Origin of the sequence: Bacillus cereus group sp. MG4, assembly GCF_040460055.1 — a bacterium.
Lineage (GTDB): Bacteria > Bacillota > Bacilli > Bacillales > Bacillaceae_G > Bacillus_A > Bacillus_A wiedmannii.
In genome coordinates this window covers 3,960,707-3,980,965 of record NZ_JARVGZ010000001.1, presented here as the reverse complement: position 1 = coordinate 3,980,965, position 20,259 = coordinate 3,960,707, and the positions used below count along the sequence as shown (strand labels likewise).

Genomic DNA, 20,259 nt, shown 5'->3' with positions numbered 1-20,259 from the left:
AAATAAGTAAGGTGAAAATAATATCACCTTACTTATCTGCTGTTATTATACTTTAAATTTACTAGTCATCGCTTGTAGTTCTTCGGCCATCCCAGCTAAGTTTTGCGAAGCTGAACTAATTTCTTCCATTGAATTCACTTGTTCTTCTGTTGAAGCAGCAACACTTTGCATACTAACTGTATTTTCTTCTGCAGCCGCTGCAATTTCATCAATAGCATTTGTCACTTCATTTGCATCTCCAGCAATTCTCTTCGTTGTTTCTACCATTTGATTAACTTGAGAAACAATATGTGTAGTAGAACTTAAAATTTCCGTAAAACTTGCTTTCGTTTTTGTTACAACATCAAGGCCTTGTTGAACTTCTCCATTCACATTATCCATCGCCTTAACAGTATGTTCAATATCCGCCTTAATTTCTGCAATTAAATTTGTAATCTCTCCAGATGATTCTCCTGATTGCTCCGCTAATTTTCTAACCTCATCAGCTACAATAGCAAACCCTCGGCCCTGTTCACCTGCTCTTGCCGCTTCAATAGCCGCATTTAAAGCTAATAAGTTCGTTTGAGTAGCGATGTTTTGAATCGCTTCAGAAATAGCTCCTACCTGCTTTGATTTCTCATCAAGAAGTTTAATAATGGCATCTGACTCGGATACCGATCTAGAAATAGACTGCATTTGTTTTGCTGTTTGTTCAACCAATTCTTCCCCTTCTTCAGCTCTTTCTCTCGCATGTAATGAGGAGATAGAAATTGATTCCGCGCTTCCAGTTACATCTTGAATTGCTGTATTTACCTGTTGTAATGTAGCCGCACCTTCTTCAACACCTTGACTTTGTGACTCAGCCCCACCTGATACTTGTTCCATTGCAATTGTAATTTGATCTGTCGCATCATTTGCTTGCTGTACGCTCGCTGTTAACTCTTCAGCCGATGCAGCGACATGTTCTGCTGAAAAACTAATTTGAGTAATCACATCTTGTAAAGAGGCAGACATTTCATTAAATGAATTCCCTAATTTCCCTATATCATCCTTGGAATGGATTGTAATTTTCTCTGTCAAATCTCCCTTACTAATTTTATGTGCCGAGTCAGCTATTTTTCTTAATGGTCTTGTAATAGACTTTGTAATGAAATAAATTAATACACTACCAAATACAATAGCGATAGCAATGACAATCAAAGTCTTATAAAACACTGGATTCGCAGCTTGGGTAATTTCTTCGTCGAACATAACCCCAACTACTTTCCATCCTGTTTTCTCATTTGTTGCAAAGATTAAATTCTTTTTATCGCCTTGTTCTGTATAAGACACATTTCCTTGTTTTTCTTCATAAATTGGTTTAATCCACGGATCAGTAACTTTTGCACCTGGTTTTCTAGATGGATGACTAACAATTTGCTTATTTTGATCTAGAATAACTGCATAACCTTTTTCACCAATATTAATCATTTTGGAAATTTTTAAGATGTTATCTAAATTTAAGTTAATTCCTATAACACCTTTACCATCTTTTACTTCTTTAGCAATTGTCACTACCATATTTTTAGTAGATGCTGATTGATATGGTGCAGTAACAATTACTTTCCCTTTATTTTCATGTGCTTCTTTATACCAAGATCTATCTGTTGGATTATACCCATCAGCCATTTGGATAAATGGTTCTCTTATAAACGTTCCTGTCTGTGTTCCAATATAAATACCTTCTACTTCTGGATGAAGTTTTATATATTGCGCTAACTTCGTTCTTACTATTTCTTCTTGTCCGTTTGGATATGTATCCTCTGTTAAAATGTCTGCAAAGTACGCCGCATCAACAAATTTCTCTTCTATATTTTGAGAAATAACAGTATTTAAAACTGAAATATTTTCCTTTGCTTTACCTGTAATTTGTTGTTCAAAATTTGTTTTGGCAGTTTGATATGAAACACCACCGATAATAAGTCCTGGTATAGTTAAAATAAGAAAAAATGAAATGATTAATTTTTTCTTGATACTCATACATTTAACCCAGTTAAATATTTTTTGCATAATAATCCTCCTTTATGTAATGTGGATACTTGTGTAATTTTATACAAGTAACATATATAAAACAATATATAATGATATCATGTAATTTTTTTGTCAATTATGCATTTTTACATATTCACTACTTCTAAATATTTAATCATAAAAAATAAGAGAACTTCAGCTTATATAATAAGCTGAAGTTCTCTTATTTCTTAACAAAAAACACCCACAAAAACTCCTCTTACAGTTCCTTACATCTATTTCCTTACTAATTCATTTAGAGCTTTTCACATAACTAATCGCCTGACTCCCCATTTGCATCCATGCCTTTTCAAATGTTCCTCTCGGCACTTTTACATCTAGGCTATCCTCGAGAGGATCCCGAATATATACAAATTCTTCATCGTATCCAATCAGTACTACACAATGTTCATTATACGTAATAGAAACATCTCCGCTATTTGTTTCCCATGTAGTAAATTCATCTTCATCTAATGGCGCAAATGTTGCATTCGTAATCATAACTACTGGTTGTCCTGATTTTACACTCTTATAAAGTTCTTCTATACTCTTCCCTGTTAAGTCCACAGCTTTATTAGGTAAATACTTTTTCGCTAATTGAAAAAGTGGTCCGTGATATACACCATATCCAGATTCAGAAAAGGTATAAATATTCCCTACAAATCCTTCATTCGGATTCCCACGTACACCATCGTTCATAAAATCAACTTTCTTTATTTCATTTGCTAATTTCATCTTATCCACTGTAATGCCTGCATATTGTAACATCATCGCTAAGCTAGTCACTTCACAGCCTCTATCTAGCTCTGGTAATTGCTGAATTAAAGGTACATTCGATAAGATGACCTTTTCATCATTATTACTAAAATCTGCTTCTTTTCCGCTTTGTATATTGAAGAATGTTAACTTCTCCACATACTTTGTAATGCCATTTGTATATACATTCCATACTGCTATAGCTAGTAAAGCCATACATATATACCACTTCCATCTCCGTATCACTCTCACGCCCTTTTTAGTTCGTTAAATAAGAATAAAACGCGTCAGCATCCGTGCGAATCACCGGTACAAAATTTAGTTCTTTTCCTTTTTCAGGCTGATTTTTTTTAATTTTTTCTGCTAATTCTTGAGCGTTCATATTCGTTTTATCCATATTAAGCTCATCTGCCATTTGTAACACTTTTTGTTCATTAATTTCGCTTAATACTTGATATATATCTTTACCATACAAATCAATATGATATTTTTTTGCTTCTTCCTGCACTTTTTGTTCGTACACTTCTTGCGCTAACGTTTCTATCTCTTTTCCTTTTTGGGAAATACCTAACTTCCCTGCTTCCTCTCTTACTTTCGTTCCATAGATCTCTTCCTCAATGTCTTCTATTTCTTTTCCATTTGTCGAAATGCCTAATTTATCCGCTTCATCATTAATTTTAATCGTATTAATTTGATTAATTAAATTTACAATCGTTGTATTCTCTATAGATATGCCTAGCTTTAACGCTTCTTGCTTCACTTTTGTTTCATAGATTTCTTCTGAAAGAGTTCCAACGTCTTTTCCTTCAATCGAAATTCCTAACTGTTCAGCTTCTCTTCCTACTTCCGTCTCATGAATTTCTTTTTCTAGCGTAATTTGTTCTTTCCCTTCCGTTTCAATACCTAGATTCTCCGCCTTTTCTTCTGTATGCACCGCATGTATCTTCCCATTATTTAATTGTTCTTTACTGCGCTGCGTGTAATTTGTCTTTCCTTGTGATGTTTCAGAAGGAGAGGCACCCCCTAATATGCTTAAGCTCATTACTCCAATAGTGAATACCGTCATCATTTTCTTTTTCAAAATTAATTCCTCCCTCTTACACTTTCTTTTCCATCATTCCCTATACATAATCGAAATAACATTATGATCGATATAATCTTTTCAAATACCTTTTTATAATCACTTCTTCATAGGGCGAACTTTCTGTATATCATACATGTTATAAATAGTTTCTTAACTTTCCCTTAAAAAAAGACGACCTTGCAAAAACAAGATCGTCTTCTCACTTATATTCTTTGGTTTTTAGGGAAATTCACTTCAAAACAAGTACCCTCTCCCCATTTGCTCTCTACTAATATTTTCCCATAATGCTTTTCTACAATCCAATTTGCGATTGAAAGGCCTAATCCCGCTCCTTCTGACGCACTTCTCGCTTTATCACCTTGATAAAAACGATCAAATAATTTTGGGATGTCCTCATCTTTAACCCCTATCCCGTCATCTTTCACCCGTATACGAATTGAATTGCTCGTTTGCGTACAATCGATTTGAATATGCCCGCCCCCATTTGTATACTTCATCGCATTATCTAACAATATGACCATCATTTGATGAATTCTCTCTCTATCACCCATAAATGATATGTCATGTTCTACTTTCAATATCATCTCTTTTTCTTGATATGAAGCAATTTCCTTATATGGATCTACTATTTCTTCTAACAATTTATCCATTTCAAATGTTTTCTTATCCATCTCAATTTGATTAGAATCCGAACGTGCTAACAATAATAAATTAGTTACAAGCTTAGATAACCGTCTACACTCCTTTGAAATCGTAGAAATATCCATCGCTTTTTCTTCTATTGTCGCAGATGGTGACTGGAATAACACATCCGTTTTTGATTGAATAACCGCAAGTGGTGTCCTTAATTCATGCGATGCATCCGAAACGAATTGCTGCTGCTTTTCCCACGAATTTTGAATGGGTATGAGTGCCCTGCCGGCTAAGAAAAAGCCGATGCCTATTGCACATAAACTTCCTACACTACAACCAATAACAAGAATTAAAAATAAAGTATTTACCATTTCTTTTTCAGCTGTTATATCGCGTACAATTTGAACTATTTTTGTATCTTGTTGAAATGCAAACGTTCTAAAATATTGCCCTTGCACTTCTGTATCTTGCAAAGTTCCTAATTTCTTTGGAGAAAACTTTTCCAAATTATCTTCAAAGATAAAACGGCGTTTGCCGTTTTCAATACCTATCTCCACTGTGTTTCCAAGCCAAGTTAACTCCATTATCCTTGGATCCCCAATCGGAGGATATCCCCTGATTTTTTTAGGTAGTTTTTTATCATCTGAATTCTTTCTATGCTGAACGGATTTTCCTATCGATTTATCTACTTCATTATAAATACGATTATATGTGTATGAATAAATGATACTGCCTAATACACCTATCAAGATAATAAATACTAATGAATTCAATATAGTCAATCGAATGCGTGTTTTCTGAAACATGCTTCCCTTTTTCATTGTTCTTTTAATATATATCCAATACCTCGAACAGTTTGAATATCTTTCTGATAACCGAATGGCTCTAATTTTTTACGTAAATGATGTACATATACTTCTACAATTGCTACTGTCGTATCTGAATCAAATCCCCAAACACGATCAAAAATTTGTTCACGCATTAAAATCTTTCCGCTATTTTGAATAAGGTACTCTAAAAGCTCATATTGTTTTAATGTTAACTTCATACTTTGTCCATTTACTTGAACGTCTTTATCTTTTCCGAACAGTTCAATCCCTTTATAACGAATAGTCTGCTTTGTTGTTAAACTACCACTTCTTCGTAACAACGCACGAATTCTTGCTTTTAATTCTGGAGCCTGAAACGGCTTAACAATATAGTCATCTCCACCAAAATCTAAGCCTTTCACTCGATCTTCTAGAGAGTCTCTCGCTGTCAAAAATAGGACTGGTGTTTCAATTTTTTCATCACGTATTTTTTGAATCACTTCAAAACCGTCCATTTCTGGCATCATCACATCAAGCAAAATGGCATCATATATATTTTGTAACGCTAGAAATAATCCATCTTCTCCATTCAATGCTGTATCTACTTCAAATTCGTCGCGTAATATTTGGACAATAGACTCTAATAAAGAAGCATTATCTTCTACTACGAGTAAGCGCATATTCTCACCTTCCACCATATTGTTCAATCCTATTTATAATTACATTTTAACGTTTTTCTCAATGTAAAATTTGGAAGATTTATTATAAAAGCTCTTCCTTAAATTTAGCTTAATAAAAAATTGAAAGAAATAAGATTCCCCTTATTTCTTTCAACTTTTTACTACGTATACCTTTTTACTCGGCAATTCTAAACAATTTAACTGGCCACCATATACAGCACCGCCATCAATCCCTATAATACGATTACTCCCAAAATACACGCCGCAATTCTCACTACCATGAAGCGTTTTTGTTTCCGTATGACCAAATACAACAACCTTTTCACCACTATACCCACTATGAAACTCATTACGTATCCACATTAACGTATATGGTTCACATTCCGAAACTCGCTTCAATGGCTCAACACCGGCATGTACAAATATATACTCTTCTGCTTCAACATAATGATCTAATTCTTGAATAAACTTTACATGTTCCTCTAAAACATGCGATTGTAAAATCGGTTTTTGGAAGACTTCTTCATTAACCACAATATCTTCTTCTACAAAGCCATAGCTGTATAAAGTCTTATCTCCACCATTCCTTTTTACCCAATGATTCCATGAACGTTCCTCATCTGTCGTTAACGCTTTAATCATCATATCTTCATGATTGCCCTTTAGAACGAAGACTCCCTCTTCTTTTAACTCTTTTACCTTTTCAATTACAGCACGCGCATTTGGACCACGATCCACATAATCTCCCAGTAAAATTAATTGATCCTGTCTTACATCATATTGAGCTTCTTCCAATAACCGTTCGAACTTTTCTATTTCTCCATGAATATCACTAATAACAAGAATTCTTTTCATATTATTCCCTTCTTTCTAAGCTACTCTCTTTCTAATTATAGTTCAAAACAACAGAAATTTCTGAATCCACATTCAAAATCACATTTATTACAAATAAAACGATTGTCCTTACAACAATGTAAGTCTCTTGTCATCCAATTCGATAGTTGCAAGTGCTATATTTCCTTATACTAAAAGTAAGAAATGAAACAAAAACAAGGAGAGATGAGACATGAAAAAAGTGATGGAAGTTGTAGTAGCGGTGGCAGAGGTTTTCGTAAATGGTAAACAAGTTGCAATGGAGTTAAACAAATAATGAAAAGGACAAGATTCATTCTAGACCCTTTACTCATATAAAAGAGATAAGACTTCTTCATTTTTTTGATCCCTTATCTCCTTGAAAAAGCCGTATCCTTTTTTGAAGTGAACCCCGAAAACGGGACACCAATCAAAACACCTAAACCACTTGTTCCCTAAATTCTTTAGGGGATAGGTGGTTTAATTTTTCTTGAATTCGCACACAATTGTAGTAATGAATGTATTCTAGCACAATCTTTCGCACAGTTGTGTTGGATACTTTTGTTATCTCTTGTGAATAGAAAGCTTCACTTTTCAAATGACCAAAGAAGCTTTCCATGACGGCATTATCATGGCAATTTCCTCTCCGGGACATGCTGGTGATAATGCCGTTTTCTTTGGCATACGCTTGAAATTCTTTTGCTGTATAAATACTTCCTTGATCCGAGTGAAGAAGGACATCTTTTACTCTTCGCCCTCTCATTGCTTGTTTCAATGTCTTCATCGCTAATGCCAGTGTTTGTGATTCGCTGATGACACAACTAATAATTTCACGATTAAAGGCATCCATGATCGTTGATAAATACAAGGTACGCTCTCCAAATAAGAGATACGTCACATCTGTAAACCACTTGTCATTTGGTCTGGATGCATCGAATTCACGCTCCAATCGATGAGGGGCTACCATTGGTTCCGCACCATTGATATATTTCTTTTTCTTTCGACGTACTTTTGAAAGAATGTGATTTTGTCTCATGATTCGTAATACTTTTTTATGATTAACACACAGTCCCATTTTTTGAAGAGTAGCCGTCACTCTTCGATATCCATACCGAAATTTATGCCTAAGACAGACGTCCTTTACTTTCTCTTCTATATCATCTTTCCGATCTTCCGTTCGTTGTAACCAGCGATAAAATGTGGAACGGGGTAATTCTAATACGTTACACAATTCTTTTATCGTTATTTTTGTTTTTACATTTTTCCATAAAGTAACTACAGTTTCTGGTTTCAGCCCCTTTCGATTTCCAGATACTTTCCCCATACAAGTAATTTTGTTTTTAGATGCTTATTTTCTAAACGTAGTTGTTCTAATTCACTGAGCTCTTTTGGTCCTTTTCCATAAGAATATTGTTTTCCTATAGGTTGTTGAAAACGATACGTTTGATCTGTACGATACCATTTCATCCATGTCTTAATTTGGGAAACATTTTTAATTCCGAGTTTCTCCATAATTGTACGATTTGAATAACCATCTTTCTTCATTTCAATTACTTTCCACTTTGTTTCTTCTGGGTAATGAACTCTTGTCGTCATACGAAAAAACACCTCCATTGAATTTGCATACTTAGTATGCGAATTCAGGAGGTGTTTTTTTCATGTACCACTATTCGGGTTCACTTCATTTCGGATACGGCTTTTTCTTATTTCCATGTTTCATTTACGCACTTTATTATTCCTTTTACTATGTGTCTATACCTCCCCTCAAACAATTTTTTCAAAACAAAAATCCCATTCAAATACACATTACTGAATCCATCATACTAAATGACTTCTTCATTCTGTCTATCTAAATGAGATTATTTCGTACTTTTTATTTCTTTATCTTGTTATTCCACCGGTTGTGGCTGTACGACTTCATTCGCTCCAGCTAACCTCAACATATTTGCAATATCTTTAAAACCTCTTTTTTCAGCATATTGCAGTGGTGCTATATTTTCCTTATTGGCCATATTTACATCTGCCCCGTGGTCAATAAGCATTTGAATTACTTTCTTATGATTTTCACTACCATTTCCTAATACGATTGCTTCTACTAAAGCCGTTCCACCACGAGCATTTCTATAATTCACATCAATATCTGTATGCTCTAATAACTCTTTTACGACCTCTACATGGCCACGTTCAGATGCAGAAATGAGTGCTGTTCCACCTGATTTAGTAGTTTCTTTCGTATTAACCCCTGCATTAATTAGTAGCTTTACAATGTCTGTATATCCTTCTCTACTTGCATAAAGAAATGGATTACTTTGTTTCTCATCTTTCCTTTCAATATTAGCACCTGCACCAATTAACGCTTTAACTGTCTCTACATGATTTTGATACGTTGCTGCAAGGATAGGAGTTTCTCCGTTGTCACCTTCTACGTTTATATTGGCTCCATCTTGAATCAGCTTCATAGCTGTTTCCGTGTCTCCAAGAGTCGCAGAAAGTAGCAACTGTTTGTCCATTAAATTTATACTTTTTTCTTCTTTAGGTTCTTCCTGTTCTTTATGCTTTTCTTTTTTCTTTTCGTTTTTCACATGAACCGGTTTCGATTCTGGCTCCTCTTGCTTATCGCAAGCCACTACCGTCATTAAAAATCCTAATAACATACATAATAAAATTTTTTGTTTTCTCACAACTACAGCTCCTATGAAAGATAATGTTTTCTTAACCATTCCTCCATCACATACAATAACTCTTCTTGAGTACATTTATCCATAAGCCCTTTATATTCCTTCTTTAATCGGATTATCTTAAAACCTATACTATGTTTCTCAACCTATTGGAATGATGTGCCTGATGGCCTTATCATTAACATTATGAAGCAATTAGTTTAGCACGATTTTACCGCATTTGTATACATTTCTAAAAAGTACATAAATGATTGCTTTAGGTTACTATATTCCATTGTAACCGTTCTTCTAAAATTTTTACACCTTTTCTATATTTGCACCTGAGTAATACTAAAAAAAGACAACTTATGTAGTTGTCTTTTTTTAGTATTAATGATGACCACCGTGATTTCCCTTTTTCGGGTTCCCCATCATCTCTTTATTCATTTCCCATTTATGCTCTGCTAGCTCTTTATATGAAAGAACTTTCCCTTTATAGTTAGACACAAAACTCTCTGCATCCTTTTTATTTTCAAATGAAATGACATTATAAGCCATCGGTGTCGTTATTGTTTTATCATATACGTAAGTCGCATCTTCTAACGAAATCCATTCTTTCGAATCATAATCTCGAACAAATTTTTCTTTCGTCTTTTCACCTGGATTAATCTCCATCCATTTATACATACAACCGATATCATCAAACTTTAACGCTTTTCCATTTTCTAAAATGACTTCTGTTGCAAATTGATTATCCATTACCCCAATTTGGCAAATATCACACTTATCATGTTTCTCATCAATTGCTACAGCCTCTGCTTGTTTCTTACCACATCCTACTATTGTAAAGACAAAGAATAAGCATATAGCAAGTGTCACATACTTTGTTCTCATTTTACTTCCTCCCTAACCGTATCTTCCACAAGGAGCATATCAAAAAGTTGTGTGAGATTTGTGAAAAAATAATGTACTTTTTGTAATATAAAGACCAAAAAAGATGTGTAGCCATTTCTACACATCTCTCATCATTCACAACCTGTAATTAATAAATCGTCTTCTAACTTAACTAATAATGTATCTGTATTAATTTGCTGCCCAGCAACTACATTTACTAATCTTATATTTCCACTAATACCGACCGCAACTTTTTCAAGCTCACCGTTATTTTTTCGGATCATCATTAAATTTTCCCACTCATATACGTAAGAAGATTCATTAACAAAAATCACTTCTACTTTTCCTTCATAAGAACTATAAATCTCTTCCATTCTCGTTTTCATATAAAATCTACTCCCTATTTCACACTTCAATATTTTCATCTTATTCTACCATTCTTACGGAGAGCAGCTTACTTTTTAAAAATTCAAATTAACTACCGTGAACAAAATGACCAAAATAAAAATTATGCTTCTAATGATGTTATTTTTCAAATTATTTATCATTTGAATGAATGCTTTTATGATAAATAAAAAACACTTTTTCTGAATTTTCATCACATTTTGAAAGCGCAATCATTTTGGAGGGGGAGATTACATGTTAGCACTACTTGGATTTGCGATGGTATTTGTCTTTATGTTTTTAATTATGACGAAACGTATGTCAGCACTAGTAGCATTAATATTAATTCCAATTACTTTCGCATTAATTGGCGGTTTTTATGCAAATATGGGACCTATGATGTTAGAAGGAATTCAAAAACTAGCACCTACTGGTATTATGCTTATGTTTGCTATTTTGTATTTTGGAATTATGATTGATAGCGGTTTATTCGATCCTGTCATTAGTAGGATTTTGAAATTTGTAAAAGGAGATCCTTTAAAAATTGTTGTTGGTACAGCGATTCTTACTATTATCGTTTCATTAGATGGGGATGGAACAACAACGTATATGATTACGGTTTCCGCAATGTACCCATTATATAAACGCCTTGGAATGAATCCACTTATATTAGCTGGAGTTGTTATGTTAGGAGCAGGAGTGACAAATCTTACACCGTGGGGCGGACCGACAGCTCGGGTTATGAGTGCTCTTGGGCTAGACGCATCAGAGCTCTTTACACCACTTATACCTGGAATGATCGCTGGTGCAATTTGGGTCGTTTTCGTTGCTTACTATCTTGGCAAAAAAGAAAGAAAACGATTAGGAATTATGGATGTACAATACTTAAAACAAATGCAAACGATGGATGAGCAAGCTGCCACAGTAGAAGTTGCCGTTCATAAACGCCCTAAACTTCTATGGATTAACTTTTTATTAACTGTTACCTTGCTTGTCTGTCTCATACTAGAAGTTATGCCGTTACCTGTTTTATTTACAATCGCTTTCGCCATTGCTGTTATGCTTAACTATCCGAACTTAGAACAACAGAAAGAACGTATTGCTTCTCACGCTGGAAACGTATTAGCGGTTGTTTCTCTCGTATTTGCCGCTGGAATTTTCACTGGTATTTTATCAGGAACAAAAATGGTAGATGCAATGGCTCAAAGTGTAGTCACTCTTATACCAGACGCTCTTGGACCACAACTACCGATTATTACAGCTCTTCTTAGTATGCCGTTCACATTTTTCATGTCCAATGATGCATTTTACTTCGGAGTATTACCTATTTTAACGAAAGCTGCCGCTGCTTACGGAATTAGTGCAGCTGAAATGGGACGTGCTTCATTACTTGGGCAACCTGTTCACTTATTAAGTCCTCTTGTCGCTTCCACTTATTTATTAGTCGGAATGGCCAAAGTTGATTTTGGTGAACATCAACGCTTTACGTTACTTTGGGCTGTTGGAACGACAATGGTGATGTTAATTACGGGAATTGTAATCGGAATTATTCCAATATAAGACGTAAAAAAACAGTAGAAGAAATGTAATTCTCTACTGTTTTTTTGTTATGAAGAAACAAGAAAATACCTTCTTTCTGGTCTCCCTACACTCCCATATATAAGCTCCGCATGAACTTTCTTTCCAGATATTAAATACTCTAAATAACGCCTCGCTGTTGATCGGCTTACTCCTACCATTGTACTTAACGCTTCTGCTGTAATTCCTTCTTCATTCACTGTTAACATATGTTTTTTTATTTTTGCTAAAGTCAAAGGGTCTATTCCTTTCGGAGCGTATTCTATTTCATTTCCCTTTACACCTCTTTGAGACCATAAATGTTCTATTTGCTCTATAGATAATTGATTAGTTTTCTTTAACTGCATAATCTTTTTTTGATAACTTTCCAAACTTACCTTAAATCGATCAAACATAAGTGGCTTTACGATATAATCTGTTACTCCGCCCCGCAGGGCGTGTCTCACTACATCTGTTTCCGATGCAGCTGTAATCATAATAATATCTGTATCATGCAAATTATGCCTAATATATGTGACAAGTTCCGTTCCTTGCATATCAGGTAAGTACACGTCTAATAAAACGAGCTGTGGCTTCACAAGCTCTAGCCATTCTTTCGCTTGTTCTCCAGTCGTTGCTGTTCCAATTACTTTAAATCCCTCAATCTTTTCAGTAAAACGACGATGAATGTCCGCAATTCGAATATCATCTTCTACAATCAATACTTCAATCTCCTCACCCATTACAATTCGCCTCTCTCTTTTGGTAATGCAATAATAAATAATGCACCACCTAAATCCCCTTTTTCGATTGCAATACTTCCATTTAAATCTTCTACTAACTCTTTCACTTTTGCTAATCCATATCCTCGTTTCCCGCCTTCTTTCGTAGAGAAGCCTTTATAAAATATGCTAGTAATGACTTCATCATGAATCCCTTGTCCTGAATCTTCCACTTCAATTACTATCTCTTCTCCAATATCAGTTACAAACATCCTTACCTTCTTATCATTCTCTTCCTTTCTTTCAATTGCTTCAAATGCATTCGTAATTAAATTTCCTAAAATAGAAACGACGTAATTACTCTCAATATGCGGGCTTAATTTATCTAAGCTACTTTCTCGATCTAGCATAAAATCAATCTTCAACTCTCTTGCTCTATTATAGAATCCAATTAAAATCCCACCTAACCACGGATTTTGAATTCGCTTCATAATAAATTGAACAAAATCTTGATATACCGCTGTTTCCGTATGAATAAGCTCTAAAGCATCTTCATATAATTCTAACTGAATAAGACCTGAAAGCGTATACAATAAATTGTTATATTCATGTGTTTGCGCTCGTAATGCCTCTGTATATTGCTTCGTCTGAGATAATTCTGCTGTTAACTGATCCATTTCAGATTTCAAACGTAAGCTCGATACAACGCCAGTTACTTTATTCTTTACTTTAATAGGTAGACGATTCGCAATAACAGCCTGCCCTCTTATATTTAATTGACGATCAAACTGTTCTTCACCAGTTTGAAGTACATCTAGTATCGTTGAATTAGGAATTACATTTAAAATAAATTCTCCAACAATATTTCGTTGTTTATCTAGCGAAAGAATATCATAAGCCGCTTGATTGACTAAACTAATCATGCCATTTTGATCAATAACAATAATCCCTTCACGTACAGATTGAATCACTGTACTATGCTCTTCATATAAAGATGAAATTTCTTCTGGCTCCATCCCAAACATCATTCTTTTTATACTTCCCGCTAAATATATAGAACCAATTATCCCAATTAAAAGACCTATTATTGTAATCCAAAATACACGCTTTCCATACACTTCTACCGCTCCATGAATATCATCCATTGAAAATCCAACAGACACCACGCCTATAATTTCATTTTCCTGATTACGGATTGGAACTTTGCCACGTAATGAAGGACCTAATGATCCAGTTGCTCTCGAAACATAAGATTTCCCTTCTAATAGAACCCCTTCGTTATCTCCACCAACCATTTCTTCTCCGATTTTATCTCGCTTAGGATGTGCATATCGAATCCCCTCTTTGTTCCCAACTACAATAAAATCAGCATCTGTATCAATTCGAATTTTTTCTGCAATTGGTTGAATGATAGAAGCTGGGTTTTCTTTTTGAAAAGCTTCCTTTATTTCAGGTATAGCAGCAACTGTTTTAGCAACATGCAAAGCCCGTTTCCCAATTTGCTCTTCTACCGTTTCAGACAATATGTAATAAAATAAATAACTTGTTAACAGAAGTACGACTAGAATAAGTGTACTAATTGTTAATGTAATTCTCGGTTGTAGTTTTAACTTTTTAAATTTCAAAACCATTCCCCTAACATAATTAAAGATAGAATTTAATGAATTTACAGTCTTTTGTGATTACAACTAATCATAACACGGTTACTCTATATTTCTTTATTTTTATCTTCACAAAAAAAGAAACGAAGTACAATTACTACCTCGTTTCTTAACATTTTTTATTACACTTTAAATTTCCCAATCATCTCTTGTAATTCTTCTGCCATTTGCGATAAATGAACTGCTGCTGCATTGATTTCATCTACCGAAGCTAATTGTTCTTCTGAAGAACCAGCAATATTTTGAACGCTTGCTGCAATTTCATTAATAGATGCACTAACTTGTTTTGCATCTACTGTCATTTGTTCCGCTACTTCTACCATACTATCAATTTGTACAACTGTATCATCTGTAGACTTCAATATTTCAGCGAAGCTTTGCTTCGTTTCATTTGCAACTACAAGTCCTGATTGTACTTCTGTTCCAACTTGCTTCATAGAGCTTACTGTTTCTTTTATGTCAAATTGTATCTCTTTTACTAGTTTTCCAATTTCCGTAGAAGACTGTCCTGATTGTTCTGCTAACTTTCGCACTTCATCTGCTACAATTGCAAATCCTCTTCCTTGTTCTCCAGCTCTCGCAGCCTCAATTGCAGCATTTAATGCTAATAAATTTGTCTGCTCTGCAATATGTTGAATTACCTCAAGGATTGCTCCAATTTGTTTCGACTTATCATCTAACAAAACAATAACTTTATCTGATTGTGAAACAGACTCATGGATTAATTGCATTTGATTCACAGTTTGTTCAACTAACTTTCCACCATCTTCAGCCTTTTTCTTCGTGTACATAGATGCTGTGGATACTAATGAAGAGCTGTCTGCAACACGTTGAATTCCTTCTGTAACTTCTTCTAATAATGTTGCGCCTTCTTCGACTTCTTTCGTTTGTATTTCCGCTCCACTCGACACTTGCTCTATCGCTTGTGTAATTTGTTCCGTTGCTTCACTCGTCTGCTTCATACTAGCTGTTAATTCTTCTGAAGATGCCGCTACATGACCTGCTGAAGTATTTATATTGGAAATGACATTCTGTAATGATGCTGCCATCTCGTTAAAGCTTTCTCCTAGCTGTCCAATTTCATCTTTAGAATGAACTGCAATAGATTCTGTTAAATCGCCTTCACTAATCTTTTTCGATGATATAACAAGTTGTTTTAACGGATTAATAATAGAAGCAATTATGAAGTAAATTAAAATCCCGCCAATTATTAATGAAATACCAATAACAGTTATCGTTTTATAGAAAATAGGTTCAGCTGCTTCAATAATTTCTTTTGCAGGCATAATTCCTGCTATTTTCCATCCAGTTATCTTATTTGTTTTAAAAGTGATATGACGATCTTCACCATCTAATGTGAAATTAAAATCACCTGTTTCTTGTTTGTACAACTCTTTTTCAAGTTTCTCTTCTACCTTATCACCTGGCTTCATCGTTGGATGTGCTACCACATTTTTATCTTGATCAAAAATTGCTACATATCCACTTTTACCGATATTAACCATCTTTGAAGTGTTTACGATATCATTAATAATTAAATCAATACCAAGAACACCACTCTTATCCTCATTTTGTTTTGCTATTGTAATAACAATATTTCCTGTCGTTTTTGATTTATATGGGGCTGTAATAATTACTTCTCCACTTTTTTTCACTGCCTCTTTATACCAATCTCTTTCTGTAGGATTATATCCTTCTGGCATTTGAATAGACGGTGATTGAATAAACTGCCCATTGCTGGATCCAGTATAGATGGCTTCCAGTTCTGGATGTAACTTATTATATTCTTCTAGTTTATTTTGGATATTTTGTATTTGATCCGTTTGGTAACTTGATTGTGTAAATAGTTTCGTAAAATAAACTGCATCTACTTTTTTACTATCCAATTCTTTATTAATTACATTATCCAAAATTTTTATATTGTCTTTTGCCGATTGTGAAATCGTTTCATTAAAGTTTGTCTTCGCTTGTTGATAAGACGTCCAACCAATTACAATACTTGGAAGAATTAAAATGGTAACTACTCAGCTTCCTCAGACAAAAAAGCATGCTAAATACATGTTTCCAATTCGAAAACATGAAAAAAAATATGCCCATAAGAGAAAGAATCTAGATCGAATCGAGAATTTCTCTTATGAAATCGTGCAATTCCAAGGAACCGTTCCGGTTTCTATAACCTGACCTATCGCTTGTAAGACAGATTGTTTTTGTTTTTTCATGGTGCTTATAAAGCTTCGTATCTGACAAAAAGATTCTGCGCCTTTCTTACTTCGAAACGTTCCAGACACTTTCTGTTTGACTTTCGTCATTCGAATATCCCGTTCTGCTTGATTGTTATCAAATGGAATGTCTGGATGTTCTAAAAATGCTAGAATTCTGTCAGCATATTTGACGAAGCGATTCCATAAATTTTGAGCAGGCGTCTGTTTTCCTTTCTTTTTTGGTTCTGAAGAAAATACTTGTTTTTCTTTTAATATAGCTTGATAGGCAGTCGACAGATTCTCTTGCTCTGCTTTTGGCAGGAGTCCTTTGTATTGTTTTTTTAGCGTTAAGGCTTGCGTTAAAAACTCCTGCATCTGTTGTGCCCATTTTTCTCCGGTACTATCTATAATTCCTTGTAAATCTCGTAAGAGGTGGGCATTACATAATACGTGACGACAATCTGTATACGCATCATATGATTTCCAACCATCATGCATCGCGATTCCAGAAAAAGACGGCAAGATTTCTCCAGCATCCATTGCTTCTTTTCCGCGTTTTTGATGAATATGTTGCAATGTCACCTCCGGTGTACTGGCAGTATGTAACCATTGTGTTTTATTTTCTACACGCATACCGGTTTCATCAAAATGGACAACAGAAGACTGAAGGATCTGGTCTTTTACTTCTTGGAGAAAAGGCTGCAATTGAGCCGAAAAACTGTTTGTATGATTGACTAACGTTCCTTCACTGATAGAATGTCCAAAACAATCTTGAAAGAATTCTTTTGTTCTTTTTAAAGAAAGACACTGATAATGCGTTAAATAGGGGATTAGTCTTTTTATATTTGGACCATATTGAACAGGACGAGAGACAGTAGAAGGAAACTGGGATTCTTGAATAGAATGGCAATGTGGGCACTCTTTTTGTTCCACTTTATGTTCTGTTACTTCTATCTGGATAGGTGGTAAATCATACACTTGGCGAATGCGGTATCCTTTTACAGGCTCATGGTCTAAAGAAGTATAGCAACAAGTACAATAGGTAGGAGAATATGTAATTGTATGGTCTGGAGTCGCTGTCAAACCAAGAGTATGTCCTTTGTGGCCCAACTGGCCACCGGTTTGACGCTGGGATGATTTTCGCAAACTTTTTGTAATAGGCTTACGAAAACCATCTGTAGAGGGTGGTTTATGACTATTTGTAGAGTTTTTTTTTGAACGATTTTCTAATTCTTCTATACGCTCTTTTAAATTCTGTATTTGACTTTCTAATTGATGAACAAAATCGCAAATAGCTTGAGGTCCCTTTTGATAGACAGCTAGAATTTCTTGTTTTTTCAACATAAATACCACCTCCTTGTATGATATATCTAGTATTCACACAAAAAGTACATATCAGACTAGTAAATGAAAAAAGCCTCCGTGAGGAAGCTGAGTAGTTACTTAAAATGATAACAAATGATACAAGTAACTTTGCTTTTAAACTACTACTCCTTAATTTCCCTTGAAACATATTTCTACCCCTCCATACCGTTTTAAATGTAATTGTTTTACATTTAATTTCTTTATATAAATCAAACGATTCAAATGTATCAATGCGACTCTCTATCTCTTTCTCTATTGAAGAGTTGATACATACCTTTTTCATTCTATATAAATTAAATAATTAAAACAATATATAAAAATGTATATTATTCGAAATATTATAATTCACAGAAGAACCTCTAGTATCTCACTTACTAGAGGTTCCTCCCGCTTTACTATTCTTTATCTTTTTCTACTTCTTTTTTCGCATCTTCTACTACAGATACAACAGGTTTATCGTTTGATAATTGTTGTACCGCTCCTTTTCCAGCAAATCCTTCTAATAACTCTTTTAAATCAATGCCAGAAGAAGCTTTTAATGTTTCTTGCATCGTTGCCATTAAATCAGTCGCATAACCTGCAACTTTTCCGGCACCGCTATTTTTACCACCGCCACCTGTATCGACAACTGTAATTTTATCAATGTTGCTAAGTGGGCTTGCAATTTCTTTCGCATAACTTGGAAGCATTTTAAGCACCATATCCATAATTGCCGCTTGGCCATATAACTCAAATGCCTCTGCAATTTTTTGTTTCGCTTCTGCTTCCGCTAAACCTTTTAATCTGATAACATCTGCTTCCGCTGTACCTTGTGCTTTTTGTACTTCTGCTTTTGCTTGACCTTGCGCTTTTTCGATTTCCGCCTTCGCTAAACCTTCTACACGAACTTCTTCTGCACGCGCTCTTGCTTCCGCTTCAATTTTATATTGATCTGCATCTGCTTTTTTCATTTGTTTTACTTTTTCCGCTTCTGCTGATTGTTCAACAGCATAGCGATCTGCATCTGCCTTTTTCTTTACTTCTGCATCATATTGCTTTTCACGACGCGCAATCTCTTTTTCTTCTAATTCAATTTGCTTTTCACGCTCAATGATTTTAACGCGCATTTGCTCTTCTGTAACACCTTGTTGCGCTTTTGCTTGTTGTAATTCATAGGAAAGATCTGCATCTGCGCGAGCTTGTTCTTGGTCTCTCTTATAAGATTGTACTTTTAACTCTTTATGTTTTTCAGCTTCAGCGATTTGTGCATCACGTTGATACTCAGCTTCTTTCGCTTCTTTCTCAGCACGAGCTTTTTCAATTCGCGCCTCTTTTTCACGCTCTGCATTTGCAACTGTTGCATCACGCTTAACCATCGCAATTTGTGGCTGACCAAGTGCATCTAAGTAACCGTTCTTATCCATGATTTCTTTAATTGTAAAGGAAACGATGCGAAGTCCCATCTTCTTTAAATCTGTAGAAGCTACTTCATGTACCTTTTGAGCAAATTGCTCTCTATTACTATAGGCATCTTCTACTGTCATAGAAGATAAAATAGCACGTAGATGCCCTTCTAAAACTTCTTTTGCTTCTATTTTCAACTCTTCTGTTTCTTTTCCTAAATATTGTTCAGCTGCTGTAGAAACTTCTTCAATGGTAGATCCTACTTTAATAATAGAAACACCGTTTACTGTAATCGGTACACCTTGTTTCGTATACGTATCACGTGTTCCCACTTCTAATTTGTAGTTTAATAGACTTAAAGGCTCTGCTCTTTGCATAATCGGAACTACGAAAGTACCGCCACCACGAATAATCTTAATCTTCTTTCCATCATCAGTGGTAACTACATTTTTTCCGCCACCAAGCCAGTTTCCAGTAACAATTAATGCTTCATCTGGTCCAACTGTTCGATACTTTGTAATGAATACTAAAATGAGTAGAATTAAAATTGCGAGTAATACTCCACCGATAATTAATGGAATCGTCATGTAAAT

The 20,259-nt window shown here is 34.8% G+C and carries 15 protein-coding genes and 2 pseudogenes; 1 reads left to right on the top strand and 16 read right to left on the bottom strand.

What is annotated here, in order from left to right:
- Positions 1-45: 45 nt before the first annotated feature.
- The 11 genes and pseudogenes from QCI41_RS30735 to QCI41_RS20810 all read right to left on the bottom strand — a co-directional run bounded on the left by QCI41_RS30735 (position 46) and on the right by QCI41_RS20810 (position 10,779).
- Positions 46-864 (bottom strand): methyl-accepting chemotaxis protein, encoded by an 819-nt coding sequence (locus tag QCI41_RS30735; RefSeq protein ID WP_483299551.1) that lies wholly within the window; start codon positions 862-864, stop codon positions 46-48.
- Between the two features lie 120 nt (positions 865-984).
- A pseudogene (locus QCI41_RS30730) lies at positions 985-1,998 on the bottom strand (HAMP domain-containing protein); the annotation flags it as partial.
- Between the two features lie 282 nt (positions 1,999-2,280).
- On the bottom strand, positions 2,281-3,030 hold the full coding sequence (locus QCI41_RS20850; RefSeq protein ID WP_142343581.1) for a C39 family peptidase: 750 nt from the start codon (positions 3,028-3,030) through the stop codon (positions 2,281-2,283).
- A 13-nt stretch (positions 3,031-3,043) separates the two neighbouring features.
- Entirely contained in the window at positions 3,044-3,865 is an 822-nt protein-coding gene (locus QCI41_RS20845; protein ID WP_353836789.1) for a transporter, read from the bottom strand.
- A 206-nt stretch (positions 3,866-4,071) separates the two neighbouring features.
- Positions 4,072-5,322 (bottom strand): sensor histidine kinase, encoded by a 1,251-nt coding sequence (locus QCI41_RS20840; protein WP_483299044.1) that lies wholly within the window; start codon positions 5,320-5,322, stop codon positions 4,072-4,074.
- Positions 5,319-5,990, bottom strand: a complete 672-nt coding sequence (locus tag QCI41_RS20835) for a response regulator transcription factor (protein WP_353836791.1) — start codon at positions 5,988-5,990, stop codon at positions 5,319-5,321. The genes QCI41_RS20840 and QCI41_RS20835 overlap by 4 nt, the downstream gene beginning before the upstream one ends.
- A gap of 150 nt (positions 5,991-6,140) precedes the next feature.
- Positions 6,141-6,845, bottom strand: coding sequence for a metallophosphoesterase family protein (locus QCI41_RS20830; protein ID WP_353836792.1), 705 nt, complete (start codon positions 6,843-6,845; stop codon positions 6,141-6,143).
- A 436-nt stretch (positions 6,846-7,281) separates the two neighbouring features.
- A protein-coding gene (locus tag QCI41_RS20825) for an IS3 family transposase (protein ID WP_353836606.1) occupies positions 7,282-8,438 on the bottom strand; the annotation gives its coding sequence in 2 pieces (ribosomal slippage) (positions 7,282-8,186 and positions 8,186-8,438; 1,158 coding nt in all).
- 293 nt (positions 8,439-8,731) lie between these two features.
- Positions 8,732-9,598 (bottom strand): ankyrin repeat domain-containing protein, encoded by an 867-nt coding sequence (locus QCI41_RS20820; protein WP_353836793.1) that lies wholly within the window; start codon positions 9,596-9,598, stop codon positions 8,732-8,734.
- A gap of 291 nt (positions 9,599-9,889) precedes the next feature.
- Positions 9,890-10,393 (bottom strand): nitrous oxide reductase accessory protein NosL, encoded by a 504-nt coding sequence (locus tag QCI41_RS20815; protein WP_046956759.1) that lies wholly within the window; start codon positions 10,391-10,393, stop codon positions 9,890-9,892.
- A 131-nt stretch (positions 10,394-10,524) separates the two neighbouring features.
- A complete protein-coding gene (locus tag QCI41_RS20810; RefSeq protein WP_353836794.1) occupies positions 10,525-10,779 on the bottom strand; it encodes a hypothetical protein in 255 nt (84 codons plus the stop codon).
- 253 nt (positions 10,780-11,032) lie between these two features.
- Here QCI41_RS20810 and QCI41_RS20805 point away from each other — a divergent pair, with 253 nt between their 5' ends.
- Entirely contained in the window at positions 11,033-12,337 is a 1,305-nt protein-coding gene (locus tag QCI41_RS20805; RefSeq protein WP_353836795.1) for a CitMHS family transporter, read from the top strand.
- Positions 12,338-12,384: 47 nt separating this feature from the next.
- On the opposite strand, the gene QCI41_RS20800 is transcribed toward QCI41_RS20805, so the two are convergent.
- The 5 genes and pseudogenes from QCI41_RS20800 to QCI41_RS20780 all read right to left on the bottom strand — a co-directional run bounded on the left by QCI41_RS20800 (position 12,385) and on the right by QCI41_RS20780 (position 20,253).
- Entirely contained in the window at positions 12,385-13,077 is a 693-nt protein-coding gene (locus tag QCI41_RS20800) for a response regulator (RefSeq protein ID WP_353836796.1), read from the bottom strand.
- Positions 13,077-14,687 (bottom strand): ATP-binding protein, encoded by a 1,611-nt coding sequence (locus QCI41_RS20795; RefSeq protein ID WP_483299045.1) that lies wholly within the window; start codon positions 14,685-14,687, stop codon positions 13,077-13,079. Before QCI41_RS20795 ends, QCI41_RS20800 begins: the two co-directional genes overlap by 1 nt.
- A gap of 152 nt (positions 14,688-14,839) precedes the next feature.
- A pseudogene (locus QCI41_RS20790) lies at positions 14,840-16,738 on the bottom strand (methyl-accepting chemotaxis protein); the annotation flags it as partial.
- 111 nt (positions 16,739-16,849) lie between these two features.
- Entirely contained in the window at positions 16,850-18,262 is a 1,413-nt protein-coding gene (tnpC, locus tag QCI41_RS20785) for an IS66 family transposase (protein WP_353836078.1), read from the bottom strand.
- A gap of 416 nt (positions 18,263-18,678) precedes the next feature.
- Positions 18,679-20,253: a flotillin lipid rafts scaffold protein FloT gene (locus QCI41_RS20780; protein ID WP_353836798.1), complete on the bottom strand. Its 1,575-nt coding sequence runs from the start codon at positions 20,251-20,253 to the stop codon at positions 18,679-18,681.
- Between the last annotated feature and the right edge of the window lie 6 nt (positions 20,254-20,259).